This window comes from Pseudomonas putida, assembly GCF_002741075.1.
Classification (GTDB): Bacteria; Pseudomonadota; Gammaproteobacteria; order Pseudomonadales; family Pseudomonadaceae; genus Aquipseudomonas; species Aquipseudomonas putida_T.
The window spans coordinates 1,806,212-1,820,616 of the sequence record NZ_CP016634.1; the positions used below are offsets into that span (position 1 = coordinate 1,806,212).

16 protein-coding genes and 2 pseudogenes are annotated in these 14,405 nt (G+C 64.5%); 11 read left to right on the forward strand and 7 right to left on the reverse strand.

Going from position 1 to position 14,405, the window contains the following annotated elements:
* Positions 1–4 precede the first annotated feature (4 nt).
* A pseudogene (locus IEC33019_RS28160) lies at positions 5–91 on the forward strand (DUF421 domain-containing protein); the annotation flags it as partial.
* Positions 92–194: 103 nt separating this feature from the next.
* On the opposite strand, the gene IEC33019_RS08360 reads toward IEC33019_RS28160, so the two are convergent.
* From IEC33019_RS08360 to IEC33019_RS08380, 5 genes and pseudogenes are all read right to left on the reverse strand, one after another.
* A complete protein-coding gene (locus IEC33019_RS08360) occupies positions 195–1,322 on the reverse strand; it encodes a carboxylate-amine ligase (RefSeq protein WP_099594150.1) in 1,128 nt (375 codons plus the stop codon).
* A 4-nt stretch (positions 1,323–1,326) separates the two neighbouring features.
* A complete protein-coding gene (locus IEC33019_RS08365) occupies positions 1,327–2,280 on the reverse strand; it encodes a methyltransferase (protein ID WP_070092942.1) in 954 nt (317 codons plus the stop codon).
* Complete coding sequence (locus tag IEC33019_RS08370; RefSeq protein WP_372340667.1) at positions 2,280–3,602, reverse strand: iron-containing redox enzyme family protein; 1,323 nt, start codon at positions 3,600–3,602, stop codon at positions 2,280–2,282. The genes IEC33019_RS08365 and IEC33019_RS08370 overlap by 1 nt, the downstream gene beginning before the upstream one ends.
* Positions 3,603–3,629: 27 nt before the next feature.
* On the reverse strand, positions 3,630–3,824 hold the full coding sequence (locus IEC33019_RS08375; RefSeq protein ID WP_070092940.1) for a hypothetical protein: 195 nt from the start codon (positions 3,822–3,824) through the stop codon (positions 3,630–3,632).
* A 63-nt stretch (positions 3,825–3,887) separates the two neighbouring features.
* Positions 3,888–4,007, reverse strand: a pseudogene (locus IEC33019_RS08380) (KGG domain-containing protein); the annotation flags it as partial.
* Positions 4,008–4,265: 258 nt separating this feature from the next.
* Here IEC33019_RS08380 and IEC33019_RS08385 point away from each other — a divergent pair.
* The gene (locus tag IEC33019_RS08385; RefSeq protein WP_244509766.1) at positions 4,266–4,862 is read left to right on the forward strand and encodes a TetR/AcrR family transcriptional regulator; all 597 of its coding nucleotides are present in this window, start codon (positions 4,266–4,268) and stop codon (positions 4,860–4,862) included.
* A gap of 11 nt (positions 4,863–4,873) precedes the next feature.
* On the opposite strand, the gene hpaR is transcribed toward IEC33019_RS08385, so the two are convergent.
* Together hpaR and hpaA are read right to left on the reverse strand one after the other, a co-directional pair.
* Complete coding sequence (hpaR, locus tag IEC33019_RS08390) at positions 4,874–5,296, reverse strand: homoprotocatechuate degradation operon regulator HpaR (RefSeq protein WP_070092981.1); 423 nt, start codon at positions 5,294–5,296, stop codon at positions 4,874–4,876.
* 136 nt (positions 5,297–5,432) lie between these two features.
* Positions 5,433–6,329, reverse strand: a complete 897-nt coding sequence (gene hpaA, locus IEC33019_RS08395) for a 4-hydroxyphenylacetate catabolism regulatory protein HpaA (protein ID WP_070092938.1) — start codon at positions 6,327–6,329, stop codon at positions 5,433–5,435.
* A gap of 177 nt (positions 6,330–6,506) precedes the next feature.
* On the opposite strand from hpaA, the gene IEC33019_RS08400 reads away from it, so the two are divergent.
* From IEC33019_RS08400 to IEC33019_RS08440, 9 genes are all read left to right on the forward strand, one after another.
* Positions 6,507–7,166, forward strand: coding sequence for a fumarylacetoacetate hydrolase family protein (locus IEC33019_RS08400; RefSeq protein WP_070092937.1), 660 nt, complete (start codon positions 6,507–6,509; stop codon positions 7,164–7,166).
* A gap of 10 nt (positions 7,167–7,176) precedes the next feature.
* Complete coding sequence (locus tag IEC33019_RS08405) at positions 7,177–7,950, forward strand: fumarylacetoacetate hydrolase family protein (protein ID WP_099593315.1); 774 nt, start codon at positions 7,177–7,179, stop codon at positions 7,948–7,950.
* Between the two features lie 2 nt (positions 7,951–7,952).
* The gene (hpaE, locus tag IEC33019_RS08410; RefSeq protein WP_070092935.1) at positions 7,953–9,413 is read left to right on the forward strand and encodes a 5-carboxymethyl-2-hydroxymuconate semialdehyde dehydrogenase; all 1,461 of its coding nucleotides are present in this window, start codon (positions 7,953–7,955) and stop codon (positions 9,411–9,413) included.
* A gap of 84 nt (positions 9,414–9,497) precedes the next feature.
* The gene (gene hpaD, locus IEC33019_RS08415; RefSeq protein ID WP_070092934.1) at positions 9,498–10,421 is read left to right on the forward strand and encodes a 3,4-dihydroxyphenylacetate 2,3-dioxygenase; all 924 of its coding nucleotides are present in this window, start codon (positions 9,498–9,500) and stop codon (positions 10,419–10,421) included.
* An 11-nt stretch (positions 10,422–10,432) separates the two neighbouring features.
* Positions 10,433–10,840, forward strand: a complete 408-nt coding sequence (locus IEC33019_RS08420) for a 5-carboxymethyl-2-hydroxymuconate Delta-isomerase (protein ID WP_070092933.1) — start codon at positions 10,433–10,435, stop codon at positions 10,838–10,840.
* A 7-nt stretch (positions 10,841–10,847) separates the two neighbouring features.
* On the forward strand, positions 10,848–11,651 hold the full coding sequence (gene hpaH, locus IEC33019_RS08425) for a 2-oxo-hept-4-ene-1,7-dioate hydratase (RefSeq protein WP_070092932.1): 804 nt from the start codon (positions 10,848–10,850) through the stop codon (positions 11,649–11,651).
* Positions 11,652–11,660: 9 nt separating this feature from the next.
* The gene (hpaI, locus tag IEC33019_RS08430) at positions 11,661–12,461 is read left to right on the forward strand and encodes a 4-hydroxy-2-oxoheptanedioate aldolase (protein WP_070092931.1); all 801 of its coding nucleotides are present in this window, start codon (positions 11,661–11,663) and stop codon (positions 12,459–12,461) included.
* Positions 12,462–12,607: 146 nt separating this feature from the next.
* Positions 12,608–13,906, forward strand: coding sequence for an NAD(P)/FAD-dependent oxidoreductase (locus IEC33019_RS08435; protein WP_070092930.1), 1,299 nt, complete (start codon positions 12,608–12,610; stop codon positions 13,904–13,906).
* A gap of 31 nt (positions 13,907–13,937) precedes the next feature.
* Positions 13,938–14,303: a cupin domain-containing protein gene (locus IEC33019_RS08440; protein ID WP_070092929.1), complete on the forward strand. Its 366-nt coding sequence runs from the start codon at positions 13,938–13,940 to the stop codon at positions 14,301–14,303.
* The last annotated feature ends 102 nt before the right edge of the window (positions 14,304–14,405 follow it).

The window sequence follows — 14,405 nt, forward strand, 5'->3', positions numbered from 1 at the left end:
ACTCGATTGCCAGGGCATCGAGGCGGTGGAGCAGATCCCCTATGCCATCGTCGAACGCAACGGCAAGATCTCGATCATCAAGGAACAATGAGCCGCCCGCAGCGCTGTTGTAGAAAACACCGCAGAACCCTGTGGGGTTTACCCGCGAATAGGCCCGAGCAGACAACACGAGACAGTAGCTCGTACACACTCGCTCAACAACGCACGCCCAAGGCACCATCGGCCAGCACCTGATCGACCACCGCACGCAGGGCCTGGCGCGCATCCAGCCCGTCGCTGCGAGCCTGCGCCAGGCAGGCGAGCTGGCGATCGGCGCTGGTGCCATCACGCAGAATGCGTTGGGCCTGAAGCATCGCGCGCTGCGCATCCGCCGTGTCCGGCGGGCACAGCGCCTGCAACTGGGCCAACCAGCCCTCGGCAGTCACCGGCACGTGATCGTGGACACCCATGAACAGCCCATGACGACCCTGGCGCTTGGCCCGCCAGTAGTTTTCCTGGGTGATCCAGCGGACTTCACGGTTGACCGGCGTGGAGTCGTAGTGATCCACCGCCAGACTTTGCACCAGGTGACGGAACAGGCCCGCAATGCACAGCACATCCTCCAGGCGCGGACATCCGTCGCAGATGCGCAGCTCCACCGTGGGAAATCGCCGCGATGGGCGAATCGCCCACCAGAAATCGCCCTCCTTGCTCAGGGCGCCGGTGCGCTCCAGCAGGGCGCGATAGCGCAGGTAGGCCTCCCAGTCCGCCAGCGGCTCCGGCAGCTCCATGTGCGGCCACTCGGCGCAGATCACCCGTCGATAGCTCATGTAGCCGGTGGCTTGGCCGCACCACAAGGGCGACGAGGTGCTCAACACCAGAAACAGCGGCAACCAGTACAGCACGCGCTTGATCAACTGGATACGGTCACACCCGGGAGGCACTCCCACATGAACGTGCAACCCGGACAACAGGCTGCGCCGGGCCACGTGTTGATAGTCGTCGAACAACTGGCGATAGTGGGGCGTGGTCCGGGCGCGCTGGCGTAGCCACTGAGCGCTCGGATGGCTGGCGGCGCAGTACAGACCCACGCCCTCCTCGGCCAAAGCCTCACCCAGGCGTTGGCGGGTGCTCCGCAGGAACGCGTGGGCCTCGTGCAGGTGGCTGAATACCGGCGAGGCGACTTCGATCTGGCTACGAAACATCTCTTCGGCAAAATATCCGCCCATGATTTCCCGGCAACGCCTGGCCACTTTCAGCGAAGGGTTGGCCAGTACCTGCGCGCTGCGCAAATCCAGCAGCAGGTATTCCTCCTCGATGCCAAAGCTCAAGGGCCGGCGCATGCCCTCACGCATTGCGCGTCACGGTCAGGGTCACGGCAGCGATGCGCTCGACTCGCTCGTAACCCGGTTCCAGCAACTGCTCACCGAACACGTCCGGGTCGACTTCCCGGTACACCCAGCTCCATTGCGGCCCCGCCAGGCGCAGGCGGATGGCTTCGAGCAAGGCATCGCGCCCTTCGACGATGGCTACCCCCGTGTAGAGCAGCAAGGCGCCCCCGGCACTCAGGCGTTCACACGCCTGTTCGACGATACGCAGCGATAACTGTGCGCCCAACGTCCCGCCGCCATGGCGATATACGCGTTCGCTGGCATCGAGCATGTACGGCGGGTTGGCCACGATCAAATCGAAGGTGCCGCTGATGCCTTCGAGCAGGTCGCTCGGCTCCACCGACAGGTTGCCCACCCCGGCCAGGGCCGCATTGATCGCGGTGTAGCGCAAGGCCAGCGGGTTGATGTCCACGGCACTGACCTGCGCATGCTGCGCGGCACGGGCGATCAGCAACGCCCCCACGCCCGTGCCGCAGCCAATGTCCACGGCGTGCTGGACGGGTCGGGGTGTGCGCTGCAGGTGGTCATGGATGACTTGGGCAAAGCGGTAGCTGTCCGGGCCGAAGAACACCGCATCACTGGCCTCGGTGGGAAAGGCCGAATGCACCAGCAACAGGTCGTCCAGGCTGGACCAGCGCACGCTGCTGCGCAGCAATTGGCCCTGCGCCGTCAGCACCTTGGCAGCCTGCAGTTGCTGTAACTCATCGGCCGAGATCAGCGCAGGGTCGAAGGGCCGGCTCCAGCCGAACACATCGCGCAGCGTGCCCGCCCGTTCGCTGCCGGCCCGGGCGTTGTTGCAGGCATGGGTCGCGGGGGTCACGCAGGTGAAGCGATAACCGTCCGCACGCAAGCGCCGGCCCAGTTGCAGCAGCGCCTGGTCGGCCTGGATCTGTTCGGGGCTCAGTTGCATCAGTAGGGCTCCTCCTGGGCAAGGCCAGTGGCCTGGATATAGGCGCGGGTGGCGCGCAAGCCTTCAGGCGAGGCGTGGCGGTTGCCGGCCATCTGCGCGATCAGCGCCTGCACCGGCGCCTGATCAAGCGCCATGTCATCCGGTTCCAGATCGACTTGCCAACTGCCCGGCAGCACGCGGCGCACGCAGGCCCCTTCCCACCGCTGGGCGATCCAGTCGTGCCACAGCTGCTTCTCGTAGGCGCTGAACACCCCGAACATGGCGGCGTCTGGGCCTTCGATCAGCGTCCACAAGCGGCTGTGCGCCGGATCTTCGCCCCGACGTACCCAACCGTGCTGCTCGAACGCCTTGAGCAACCCGGGCATGGCGTCGGGAGCGCTCATCCATTGGTTGAGGGTGCGGCCCTGCAACCGACAATGGTCCGAATGCATGCGTTGGCCGAACAGGCGCTTGCGGTCCAGGGCATCGAGCAATTGGCCCTCGAGGTCGAAACTGGCGATCAGGCTGGGCGTGTCGATGCCCAGGTCATTCAGGCGATAGCCACGGCGTACCCGCCGGTAGAAATCCTCGCCGCCCTGCTCTGGCCAGAGCTGACGTAGCGCATGGATCGCTCTACGGGCATGACCGCTGGCGGCATTGTCGATGGTCACGTGCAGTTGGAAGTAATGGCCATCGATGCCCAGCTCCGCCAGTTCGTGGGTGGTGATCAACAGGTGCAGTGGCGGTTGCTCATAGCCCAGGTTGTAGCCGATCACTTCGGGCAGGAACTCATCGAAGTGCTGCCCCAGAGCCAGTTGCAGGGCGCCCTGTAGATAGCGCGCCGGGGCCAGGGGCAACAGCTCCTGACAGCCCAGGCGGGTGAGCAGGCGCTGGTAGATGAGCACGTGGTTGCAGCGTGGGTCGCCCTCGCCGAGCTCTTCGAGGTAGGTACGGATCAGGCCGTGGTAACGCGGGTCATGCCAATGGTGCAGGACGCCCTGCAACCAGGCCCCGTCAACCGCCTTGGTGGGCGCGACCTGTTGCAAGAACCACAGGGCTTGGGACCGATTGACGAAGTAGCGACGCGGTGCCCCCCGACGCCGCGCCTGCAGGTACAGCGCATAGTGCTCGGCCACGCTGGCGGCGCGGCAGGCAGACCACTGGTCCAGTTGTGCGGGAGAACCGGGCAAATCATCAGGCAGCGCATCGGCGCGGTTCAGTTGTTCATACAGCCACTGCAGGCCATCGCTGCAGCGGCCCTCCAGCAAGGCCCGGTAGCGGTGCTCCAGGCATTCACTCGAAGCTGGAGCCGGCGTTACCGGGACGTCGGTCTCGCAAGTCATCACCCTCATGCCTCACTCCTCGCGCGATCAGTTGTCGGGATCCTGGGATGGCATCGGTTGCGATGGGGAAGCAGGCGCAGTGGCCGGCGTGTCAGGCTGTTGCATTTGCAACGAAGGCTTGCTGGGATCGGCATCCTTGGCGGGATGGTCGTCATCGCGGTCGAAACAGCCGCCGAGCAGCGTCAGGCCGCCCAACAGGCAGAGCATTGGGGCTATTGGCATAGGGTGTGTCCTCCTCGCCCGTTGATCGCAGTGCCAGGACGCCCCGGCACTGCGCTACCTTGCTTACGAGCGGCCGCCCTTGCGGCTGGACTCGCTCGACCGGCCACCCCCGGACTGCTGCCCACCTTTGCGGCCGGCTTCGGAGGCTTTCTCGCGGTCGTTGGCGAAATTGCCTGGGTTCTTCGATCCACCCTGGCTGCCGCTTTTGCTGGTCTCTTTGTTAGCCATCATCTGTCACCTCGTGTGGCGTAAGGAATGCACGACAGCGGCCGTGCATAGTGTCGAGTGCACGGCGAACAAGGAGATTCGCTTTATCTGCGCAGACGCTGACCGACGGCAATAAAGAATCGGGCCCAGGCATTTGGCGCGCAGGGGTTTGACCCCGCCCTCAACGGACAACACAATCGCCGCACCAACCCGATGCAAGCCTGGAGTGCACCTGTGAAAGCCTTGAGCCCGTCCGCCCTGCGCGTCTGCGATGCCGCCGAGGGTCATTTTGCCGACTATGGCTATGATGGCTCGTCACTGAGCGAGATCGCCGCCCAGGCGGGTATGCGCAAGGCGTCGCTGTATGCCCACTTCGCCAACAAGGATGCGTTGTTCGCCAAGACCTTCGAGCGCGCATTGGCGCAAGAAACGGCTTACGTTCAGGACGCGTTCGCGCGGGAGTCGGCAGAAGGCCTGCCGCCAGGGCATAGACATCCCCTGGACCTCGCCGAACGCTATGCCAGCTCGCCCAGCCTGCGCTTCGTGCTGCGCGCAGCCTTTCTGCCGCCCGCTTCGCTCAAGCCGCTGGTCACCTCAGGGTTCGAAGCCTACCTGGAGCGAATCCGGGTGGACTTTTGCCAGGCCCTGCGCGAGCGCCATGCCTGGGCCCGCAGCGATGGCAACAAGCTGGAGCTCTACGGCGACGCCTACCTGGGGATCATCGACAGCCTGCATGTGGAGCTGATGTACGCCAACCCTGCGGTCTACGCGCGGCGGGCGGCGTCGCTGCTGAAGATTCTCGACGACTCGCTGGCCTTGACCAGTCGCTGAGGGGCAACGGCTCAGGGCTTGATGCGTTTGAGCTCGTTGAGCAGACCCATCAGTTGTTCGAGCTTGTCGCTGCCGAACTGACGCTGGATCTCTTGATAGTTGCGCTCCATCTGCTCGCTCATGGCCAGAAACAGCTGCTGCCCACGCACGGTGAGGCTGATGAAGATGCGACGCTGGTCCTCGGGCGACTTGCGCCGGCCCACCAGGCCGTCGCGCTCCAGGCGTTTGAGCACGCCACTCATGCTTGGTTTGAGGATACAGGCTTGGTCGGCGAGCTGATGGCTCTCCAGTTCACCCTGCTGACGCAGGATGCGGATCACCCGCCATTGCTGCTCGGTCAGCTCATGGGCGTTGAGGGCCGGGCGGAAGAACGCCATGGTTGCTTCGCGGGCCTGCAGGAGGGTCAGGGTCAGGGAGGGTCTTGGTAAGGTCATGCTCATCAGTTCAGGTTGCAAAGCCAGGAATCTAGGGGCTGTGGTGCTTGGGGGCAAGGCATGCGCACAGCATTTCATTAAGATACTAACAAAGTGAAATACATTTGCAGGGGATCTGTCCAGCGCCGCCGCACCATCACCGCATTTGCCGCTGACGGTACTCCCCTGGCGTCATCTGCGCATGACGCTGGAAAAACCGGCTGAAGTAGGCCGGGTCCTTGAAGCCCAACTGATAGCAGATCTCGTTGGCCGAGCCACCGGTGTACAACAGCAGGCGCCGGGCCTCCTGCATCAACCGCTCGAACACCAGTCGCTTGGACGGAAGATCCGCGATGCGCCGACAGACATCGTTCAGCCGTGCTTCGGTCACGCCCAGGGCGACGGCATAGGCTGGGAGTGTCCAGTGCTCCAGGTAATGCAACTCGATCAGTTCGTTGAAGCGGTTGAACAGCCGCAGATCCTCATGCCGTGCTGGCGTCGCCTCCAGGGAATTGGCGCACAGCCGTAACAGACCGATCATTACCAGCCTGGCCAGGTCCTGCACGGCGGTGCCCTGCCCTGGCCGATTGCTGCTGATCTCGGCGCCGAGCATGTCGAACAGCACTTCCAGTTGCCGCGCATCGACCGCTGCCTGGCCTTGCAGGCGCCCCATCGCGACACACGCCGGCGCCAGCCGCGGCCCGGCCATCAGCCCAGGCTCAGCCTGCAGCAGTTGCCATACCAGTTGCTGGCGGACGGTCAGCACATGGCCGTCGGCGTCGGGTTCGGTGACGAAGGCATGGGGAATGGTCGGCGGCGTCAGGAAGAACATCGGCCCCGCCTCGTGATAGCGCTGCTCATCCAGGTACACCCGCACACTGCCGGTCTTGACGTAGTGGACCTGAAAGAAGCGGTCGTGCCGGTGCACCGGCATGTTGCGCCCGAAGAAACCGGCCAGGTTGCCGAGCCGGTCATAGTGGACCTCGCTCTCGCTGTACCGTTGGTCGTACACCTGACCGATGTTGATGTTGGGGATCGGCTGTCGCTCTTTCATGTCGTGCTCGTGCGGGCTGGCGAGTCGGGCCGGCTTCCATGGTAGCACTGGCCGGTGGTCGCGAATCGTCCCGGGAGTGCCTTGACGATCGTTAACATATTAATTATAACGTTAACACATTAACAAAAATGCCAAGAAGCGCTTCCACATCGCTTCGCCTACCGCCAGGAGAAAAGCATGAGCCGTGCCTTGCACGAGGTTGCCAGCGGCACCCTGTTGGGCGTCGCCCTGAATTACCAGGGCCTGCTGCAGCAGCACCTCGCCGCCTTCAACGAACCGCCCTACAAGCAGCCGCCGGTCAAGCCGGTGCTGTTCATCAAGACCCCCAATACCCGCAACCAGCACGGCCAACCCGTCACCTACCCCTCGGCAGTCGAGCGCCTGCAACCGGGCCCGGCACTGGGCGTGGTGATCGGCAAGGACGCCAGCCGGGTCAGCGTGGAAAACGCCCTGGCGCATGTGGCCGGCTACACCATCGTCAACGAGTTCAGCCTGCCTGAGGAGAGCTACTACCGCCCGGCGGTCAAGGCCAAGTGCCGTGATGGCTTCTGTTCTTTCGGCCCTGAACTGGTGCCTGCGGCGCAGGTGCCCAACCCCCAGGCCCTGGGGATTCGCCTGCTGGTCAACGGCGAACTGCGCCAGCACAACAACACCGCCAACTGCGTGCGCAGCGTGGCCCAGCTGATCGCTGAGATCAGCGAATTCATGACCCTGCATGCCGGCGATGTGCTGATCACCGGCACGCCGGAAGGCCGCGTCGACGTATTGCCCGGTGACCGGGTGACCGTGGAGATCGACGGCCTCGGCCAGCTGATCAACACCATCGTCGCCGAATGAGGACCTGCCCATGAAACACGCCCGTATCCAGTTCGACGGCCAGGTCCACGCGGCCACCGTCGAGAATGACCAGCACCTGCGCCTGGCCGATGGCCGCCTGGTCGCCGCCGACCAGGTCACCTGGCTGCCGCCGGCCAACGGCACCATGTTCGCCCTGGGCCTGAACTACGCCGACCACGCCGCCGAGCTCGCCTTTACTCCGTCCACCGAGCCGCTGGCGTTCATCAAGTCTCCCGGCACCTACACCGGCCACAACCAGGTCACCTGGCGCCCGGACAACGTCGCCTACATGCACTACGAGTGCGAACTGGTGGCGGTGATCGGCAAGCCGGCGCGCAACGTCAAGCGCGAGGACGCCCTCGACTACCTGGCCGGCTACACGGTCTGCAATGACTACGCCATCCGCGACTATCTGGAAAACTACTACCGCCCCAACCTGAGGGTGAAAAACCGCGACGCCACCACCCCGGTCGGCCCGTGGATCGTCGACGCCGCCGATGTGCCGGACCCGTCCAACCTGACGCTGCGCACCTGGATCAACGGAGAGCTGAAACAGGAAGGCACCACCGCGGACATGATTTTCGACATCCCTTATCTGATCGAATACTTCTCAAGCTTCATGACCCTGCAGCCGGGCGACATGATCGCTACCGGCACGCCGGAGGGCCTGGCCGACGTGTTGCCAGGCGATGAAGTGGTGGTGGAAGTCCAAGGCGTGGGCCGTCTGGTCAACCGAATCGTCAGCGAAGCCGAGTTCTTCGCCCCGAAAACAAAAGAGGCATGAGCATGATCAAGCACTGGATCAACGGCCGCGAAGTCGAGAGCCGCGACACCTTCATCAACTACAACCCGGCCACTGGCGATGCCATCGGGGAAGTGGCCAGCGGCGGCGCCGAGGAAGTGGCCCAAGCCGTGGCCGCGGCCAAGGAGGCCTTCCCCAAGTGGGCCAACACCCCCGCCAAGGAGCGGGCGCGGTTGATGCGCCGCCTGGGCGAGCTGATCGACCAGAACGTGCCCAAGCTGGCCGAGCTGGAGACCCTGGACACAGGCCTGCCGATCCACCAGACCAAGAACGTGCTGATTCCACGGGCCTCGCACAACTTCGACTTCTTCGCCGAAGTCTGCACCCGCATGGACGGCCACACCTACCCGGTGGATGACCAGATGCTCAACTACACCCTGTACCAGCCGGTGGGTGTGTGCGGTCTGGTATCGCCCTGGAACGTGCCATTCATGACCGCCACTTGGAAGACCGCGCCCTGCCTGGCCCTGGGCAACACCGCGGTACTGAAGATGAGCGAGCTTTCGCCCCTGACCGCCAACGAACTGGGCCGCCTGGCAGTCGAAGCCGGCATCCCCAATGGCGTGCTCAACGTGATTCAAGGTTACGGCGCCACTGCCGGTGACGCCCTGGTCCGCCATCCAGACGTACGGGCAATCTCCTTCACCGGCGGCACCGCCACCGGCAAGAAGATCATGCAGAGCGCGGGCCTGAAGAAGTACTCCATGGAGCTGGGCGGCAAGTCGCCCGTGCTGATCTTCGAAGACGCCGACATCGAACGCGCCCTGGATGCTGCGCTGTTCACGATCTTTTCGCTCAACGGCGAGCGCTGCACCGCCGGTAGCCGTATCTTTATCCAGGAAAGCGTGTACCCGCAGTTCGTGGCGCAGTTCGCCGCTCGTGCCAAGCGGCTGATCGTCGGCGACCCGACCGATCCGAAGACTCAAGTCGGCTCGATGATCACCCAGCAGCACTACGACAAGGTCACAGGCTACATCCGCATCGGTATCGAGGAAGGCGCACGCTTGGTCGCAGGTGGCCTGGAGCGCCCGGCGGGCCTGCCGGCGCACCTGGCCAAGGGGCAGTTCATTCAGCCCACGGTGTTCGCCGACGTGGACAACCGCATGCGCATCGCCCAAGAGGAAATCTTTGGCCCGGTGGTCTGCCTGATTCCGTTCAAGGATGAAGCCGAGGCGCTGCGCCTGGCCAACGACACCGAGTACGGCCTGGCGTCCTACATCTGGACCCAGGACATCGGCAAGGCTCATCGCCTGGCCCGGGGCATCGAGGCCGGCATGGTGTTCATCAACAGCCAGAACGTGCGCGACCTGCGCCAACCGTTCGGCGGCGTGAAAGGCTCGGGGACCGGGCGCGAAGGCGGTCAATACAGCTTCGAGGTGTTCGCCGAGATCAAGAACGTGTGTATATCCATGGGTAGCCACCACATTCCGCGCTGGGGCATCTAGTGCTGCCAGCTCCCGCAGTGTTCTGCGGGAGCGGGCCTACCCCCTTCATGGGCACAGAACAACAACACTTCACCGGAGATTCCCATGGGCAAGCTCGCTCTGGCCGCCAAGATCACCCACGTGCCGTCCATGTACCTGTCCGAACTTCCTGGCCCGCGCCAAGGGTTCCGTCAGTCGGCCATCGATGGCCACCTGGAGATCAGCCGCCGCTGCCGCGAACTGGGCGTGGACACCATCGTGGTGTTCGACACCCACTGGCTGGTAAACGCCAACTACCACATCAATTGCGCGCCTCACTTCGAGGGGCTGTACACCAGTAACGAGTTGCCGCACTTCATCGCCAACATGCCCTATGCCTTCCCGGGCAACCCGGCATTGGGCCGGGTGCTGGCTGAAACCTGCAACCGCCTGGGCGTGGAAACCATGGCCCACGACGCCACCACCCTGGCACCGGAGTACGGCACCTTGGTGCCCATGCGCTACATGAACGCCGACCAGCACTTCAAGGTGGTCTCGGTTTCGGCGCTGTGCACCTCCCACTACCTCAACGACAGCGCCCGCCTCGGCTGGGCCATGCGCAAGGCGGTCGAAGACCATTACGACGGGACCGTGGCGTTCCTGGCCAGCGGCTCGCTGTCCCACCGTTTCGCCCAGAACGGCCAGGCGCCGGAGTTCGCCACCAAGGTCTGGAGCCCATTCCTGGAGACCCTCGACCACCGCGTGGTGCGCATGTGGGAAGACGGCGACTGGGCCGACTTCTGCACCATGCTCCCGGAATACGCGGTCAAGGGCCACGGCGAAGGCTTCATGCACGACACCGCCATGCTGCTCGGTGCCCTGGGCTGGTCGCAGTACGACGGCAAGGCCGAGGTGGTCACGCCCTACTTCGGCTCTTCGGGGACCGGCCAAATCAACGCCATCTTCCCGATCACGCCCCAGGACGGCTCGGCGATTCCGGCTGCCCAGGCCTCGAACCCGGCTGGCGTGATATCCGCCAGCCGCCTGTAAGGAGCCCTGCCATGCCTCATCTGGTCCTGCTCTACAGCCCGGACATCGAAGCCGATGCCGACATGGGTGGCCTGTGCCGCGCCTTGGCCGACTGCATGATCGAGCAACGCGACGAGACGGGCCGCCCGGTGTTTCCCACCGGGGGTACCCGCGTGCTGGCCTACCCCGCAGCCCATGCGGCGATCGCCGACGGCCAGGGCAACTACGGTTTTGTCTACGCCAACCTGCGCATGGGTGCCGGACGCAGCCGCGCCGTGCACCAGCAGGTCGGCGACAGCCTGCTGGCCGTGCTGCGCGGCCATCTGGACGCGCTGCTCGAACGCCGCCCGGTGGGCGTGACCCTGCAGATCGACGAGAGCCCAGGCCAGGTCTACGACGCCAAGCACAGCAGCCTGCACCCTCTGTTTTCCAAGCCTTGAGGTTCCCATGCTCGACGCCAGCATCATCCAAAACGCCGCCGCCCGCCTCGACCAGGCCGAACGTTCACGTGAACAGGTCGGTCAGTTCTCCCTGGAACACCCGGCCATCACCATCGAAGACGCCTACGCCATCCAACGCGCCTGGGTCGCCCGCAAGATCGCTGACGGGCGCAAGCTGGTCGGTCACAAGATCGGCCTGACCTCGCGCGCCATGCAGGTGTCATCGAACATCACCGAGCCGGACTACGGCGCGCTGCTCGACGACATGTTCTTCGACGAAGGCAGCGACATTCCCTTCGAACGCTTCATCGTGCCCCGGGTCGAGGTGGAACTGGCGTTCATCCTCGGCAAGCCGCTCAAGGGGCCGAACGTGACCCTGTTCGACGTGCTGGAGGCCACCGAGTGGGTGATCCCGGCGCTGGAGATCATCGACGCGCGCATCCAGCAGGTCGACCCACAGACCAACGCCACCCGCAAGGTCTTCGACACCATCTCCGACAACGCCGCCAACGCAGGCGTGGTCATGGGCGGGCGCGCCGTTCGCCCCACCGAGATCGACCTGCGCAAGGTGCCGGCGGTGCTCTACCGCAATGGTGTGATCGAGGAGTCCGGGGTGTCCGCCGCAGTGCTCAACCACCCGGCCAAAGGCGTGGCCTGGCTGGCCAACAAGCTGGCCCCCTACGACGTGGGGCTGGAAGCCGGCCAGGTGATCCTCGGCGGCTCCTTCACCCGCCCGGTGACCGCACGCCCCGGCGATACCTTCCATGTCGACTATGACCAGCTCGGCGCCATTGCCTGCCGTTTCGTCTGAGGATTTGCCATGGACATGCCCATCAACACCTTCAAGCAGCGCCTGCAACGCGGCGAAACGCAGATCGGCCTGTGGCTGGGGCTGGCTGACCCATATTGCGCGGAGCTGGCGGCCAATGCCGGCTTCGACTGGCTGCTGATCGACGGCGAGCACGCGCCCAATGACCTGCGCAGCCTGCTTGGCCAGTTGCAGGCCATCGCCCCCTACCCCAGCCAGGCGGTGGTGCGCCCGGTGATCGGCGAGACAGCGCTGATCAAGCAGCTACTCGATGTCGGAGCCCAGACCCTGCTGGTCCCGATGGTCGAAAGTGCCGATCAGGCCCGCCAACTGGTAAGCGCCATGCGCTATCCGCCGAGCGGCGTGCGCGGTGTGGGCAGCGCCCTGGCGCGGGCCTCGCGCTGGAACACGATTCCCGGTTACCTCGACCACGCCGACGCCCAGATGTGCCTGCTGGTGCAGATCGAGAACCGCGAAGGCCTGGCCAACCTGGATGCGATCTGCGCGGTGGAAGGTGTCGACGGGGTGTTCATCGGCCCGGCCGACCTCAGCGCGGCCATGGGCCATCGCGGCAATCCCGGGCACCCCGAGGTGCAGGCCGCGATCGAGGACGCCATCGTACGGATTCGCGACGCCGGCAAGGCCGCGGGGATTCTCAGCGCCGACCAGACGCTGGCTCGCCGCTACATCGAGCTGGGCGCCGCCTTCGTGGCCGTCGGCGTGGATACCACCGTCCTGATGCGCGGATTGCAGGCGCTGATGGGCGCGTTCAAGGAAGGGGCTGTCAGCCCCGCACCCAGCGGGGTCTATTGAACCCCGCTACCCAGCCCCCGGCAGCCAGCGTCAAAAGCGCGGCAGCCACAGGCAAGACACCTACCGGTCGTTAGGCGCTCAATACGTCTATCGCGCAACGGCTCAAGCAAGCCCACATCAATAATTCCAACTGTCCAGGCTGCGCCATGATCAACATCGAAACGCCGACCTATTACACGGCCACCAAGAAGTACAACCTCAGCTTCCCGACCCTGGAAAGCGACATCGACGCCGACGTGGTGGTGATCGGTGGCGGTTTCTCCGGCATCAACACGGCCCTGGAGCTCGCGGAAAAAGGCATCACCAACGTCGTGGTACTCGAAGCCCGCTATCTGGGCTTCGGCGGTACCGGGCGCAACGGCGGGCAGATCATGGCCGGCATCGGTCATGACCTGGAGAAGATCAAGGCCAGCGTCGGCGAGCAAGGCCTGCGCGAGATCTTCGAGATCAGCGAGCTGGGCGCCGGCATCATCAAGGAGCGCATCGCCCGTTACGCCATCGATGCCGACTTCTGCCACGGTTATGGCTACATGGGCTTCAATGCCCGCCAGGAAAAGACCCTGCGCGCCTGGGAAAAAGACTTCAAGGCCATCAACCAGAAGGACGAGATCCGTTTCCTGGGCGGCTCGGAGGTCAAGCAGATCATCGGCTCGGACGCCTACAGCAGCGCCCTGCTGCACATGGGTGGCGGTCACGTGCATTCGCTCAACCTGCTGCTCGGCGAAGCTAAGGCGCTGGTCGGCCATGGCGCGCGTATCTTCGAACACAGCCCGGCACTGGAAGTGCAGTACGGCGAGCGCATCACCGTGCGTACCGGGCGAGGCTCGGTCAAGGCCAGCAAGTTGCTATGGGCCTGCGACAGCTTCCTCAACAAGCTCGAGCCTGAACTGCACGCCAAGACCATCAACACCTATGCCTTCCAGATGATGACCGAGCCGTTGTCGGATGAGCTCATCCAACGCATCAGCCCGATCCGCGGCGCCTACAGCGATATCCGCCCGGTGATCGACTACTACCGCGTGACCCGTGAGAACCGCTTGCTGTTCGGCGCCGCCACGCCCTTCGTCGAGCACATTCCCCAGGACCTCAAAGCCTGGAACCGCAACCTCATGCTCAAGATCTTCCCGTACCTCAAGGACGTGCGCATCGACCTGGCCTGGGGCGGCCCGATGGCCACCAGTGCCAACCTGTTCCCGCAGATCGGCACCTTGAGCAACCGCCCCAATGCCTTCTACGTGCAGGGCTATTCGGGCTTTGGCGTCACCCCCAGCCACATCATTTGCAAGATTCTCGCCGAAGGCATGCACGAAGGCTCGTCGCGCTACGACCTGATCAGCTCGGTCAAGCACGCGCGCATCCTCGGCAAGGACCATATCCGCCCATTGCTGCTGACCGCCGGCAAGACCGTGCATCAGCTGTCGGGCTTCTTCAACGGCCGTCGTTGACCACTGACTCTCAACCACTGGAGATCCTCTCATGACCCTTACCGCTGTCCGCCAGGGCGTGCAATTGTCCGAACTCGACGCCTGGGGCACCGTTGCCGACCTGGGCTCGACCATTCTCGAAGGCGAGGTCAAGTGCTACGGCAAGATGACCCACGGCGCCCCGACCGACCCGGTCAGCAGCGCTTACTTCGGCACCACCCGCGGCAAGTTCCGCATGGTCTATCCGTTCAGCGAGCAGGCAGTGATCGTCACCGGCGAGATCCAGCTCACCGACGAGTCCACTGGCCAGGTCACCCGCTACAAAGCCGGCGATGCCTGGTTCGTTACCAAGGGCACCCCTGTGCTCTGGGAAGTGCTCAGCGAGACCTTCGTCAAGCACTACCTGGCGGTAGCCTGACCCCTACGACGCCTCTCCCGTGGGGGCGGATTTACCCGCGAAAGCGTTAGTGCCCTCACCGACGCATTCGCGGGTGAACCCGCTCCCACAGTTTTGTACGCG

Coding starts and splice junctions, on each gene's coding strand:
- hpaD (WP_070092934.1), top strand. CDS start 9,498: ATGGGCAAGCTCGCTCTGGCCGCCAAGATCACCCACGTGCCGTCCATG.
- hpaE (WP_070092935.1), top strand. CDS start 7,953: ATGATCAAGCACTGGATCAACGGCCGCGAAGTCGAGAGCCGCGACACC.
- hpaA (WP_070092938.1), bottom strand. CDS start 6,329: ATGAAAGAGCGACAGCCGATCCCCAACATCAACATCGGTCAGGTGTAC.
- IEC33019_RS08440 (WP_070092929.1), top strand. CDS start 13,938: ATGACCCTTACCGCTGTCCGCCAGGGCGTGCAATTGTCCGAACTCGAC.
- IEC33019_RS08375 (WP_070092940.1), bottom strand. CDS start 3,824: ATGCCAATAGCCCCAATGCTCTGCCTGTTGGGCGGCCTGACGCTGCTC.
- IEC33019_RS08435 (WP_070092930.1), top strand. CDS start 12,608: ATGATCAACATCGAAACGCCGACCTATTACACGGCCACCAAGAAGTAC.
- IEC33019_RS08370 (WP_372340667.1), bottom strand. CDS start 3,602: ATGACTTGCGAGACCGACGTCCCGGTAACGCCGGCTCCAGCTTCGAGT.
- IEC33019_RS08420 (WP_070092933.1), top strand. CDS start 10,433: ATGCCTCATCTGGTCCTGCTCTACAGCCCGGACATCGAAGCCGATGCC.
- IEC33019_RS08400 (WP_070092937.1), top strand. CDS start 6,507: ATGAGCCGTGCCTTGCACGAGGTTGCCAGCGGCACCCTGTTGGGCGTC.
- IEC33019_RS08360 (WP_099594150.1), bottom strand. CDS start 1,322: ATGCGCCGGCCCTTGAGCTTTGGCATCGAGGAGGAATACCTGCTGCTG.
- IEC33019_RS08405 (WP_099593315.1), top strand. CDS start 7,177: ATGAAACACGCCCGTATCCAGTTCGACGGCCAGGTCCACGCGGCCACC.
- hpaI (WP_070092931.1), top strand. CDS start 11,661: ATGGACATGCCCATCAACACCTTCAAGCAGCGCCTGCAACGCGGCGAA.
- hpaR (WP_070092981.1), bottom strand. CDS start 5,296: ATGACCTTACCAAGACCCTCCCTGACCCTGACCCTCCTGCAGGCCCGC.
- IEC33019_RS08365 (WP_070092942.1), bottom strand. CDS start 2,280: ATGCAACTGAGCCCCGAACAGATCCAGGCCGACCAGGCGCTGCTGCAA.
- hpaH (WP_070092932.1), top strand. CDS start 10,848: ATGCTCGACGCCAGCATCATCCAAAACGCCGCCGCCCGCCTCGACCAG.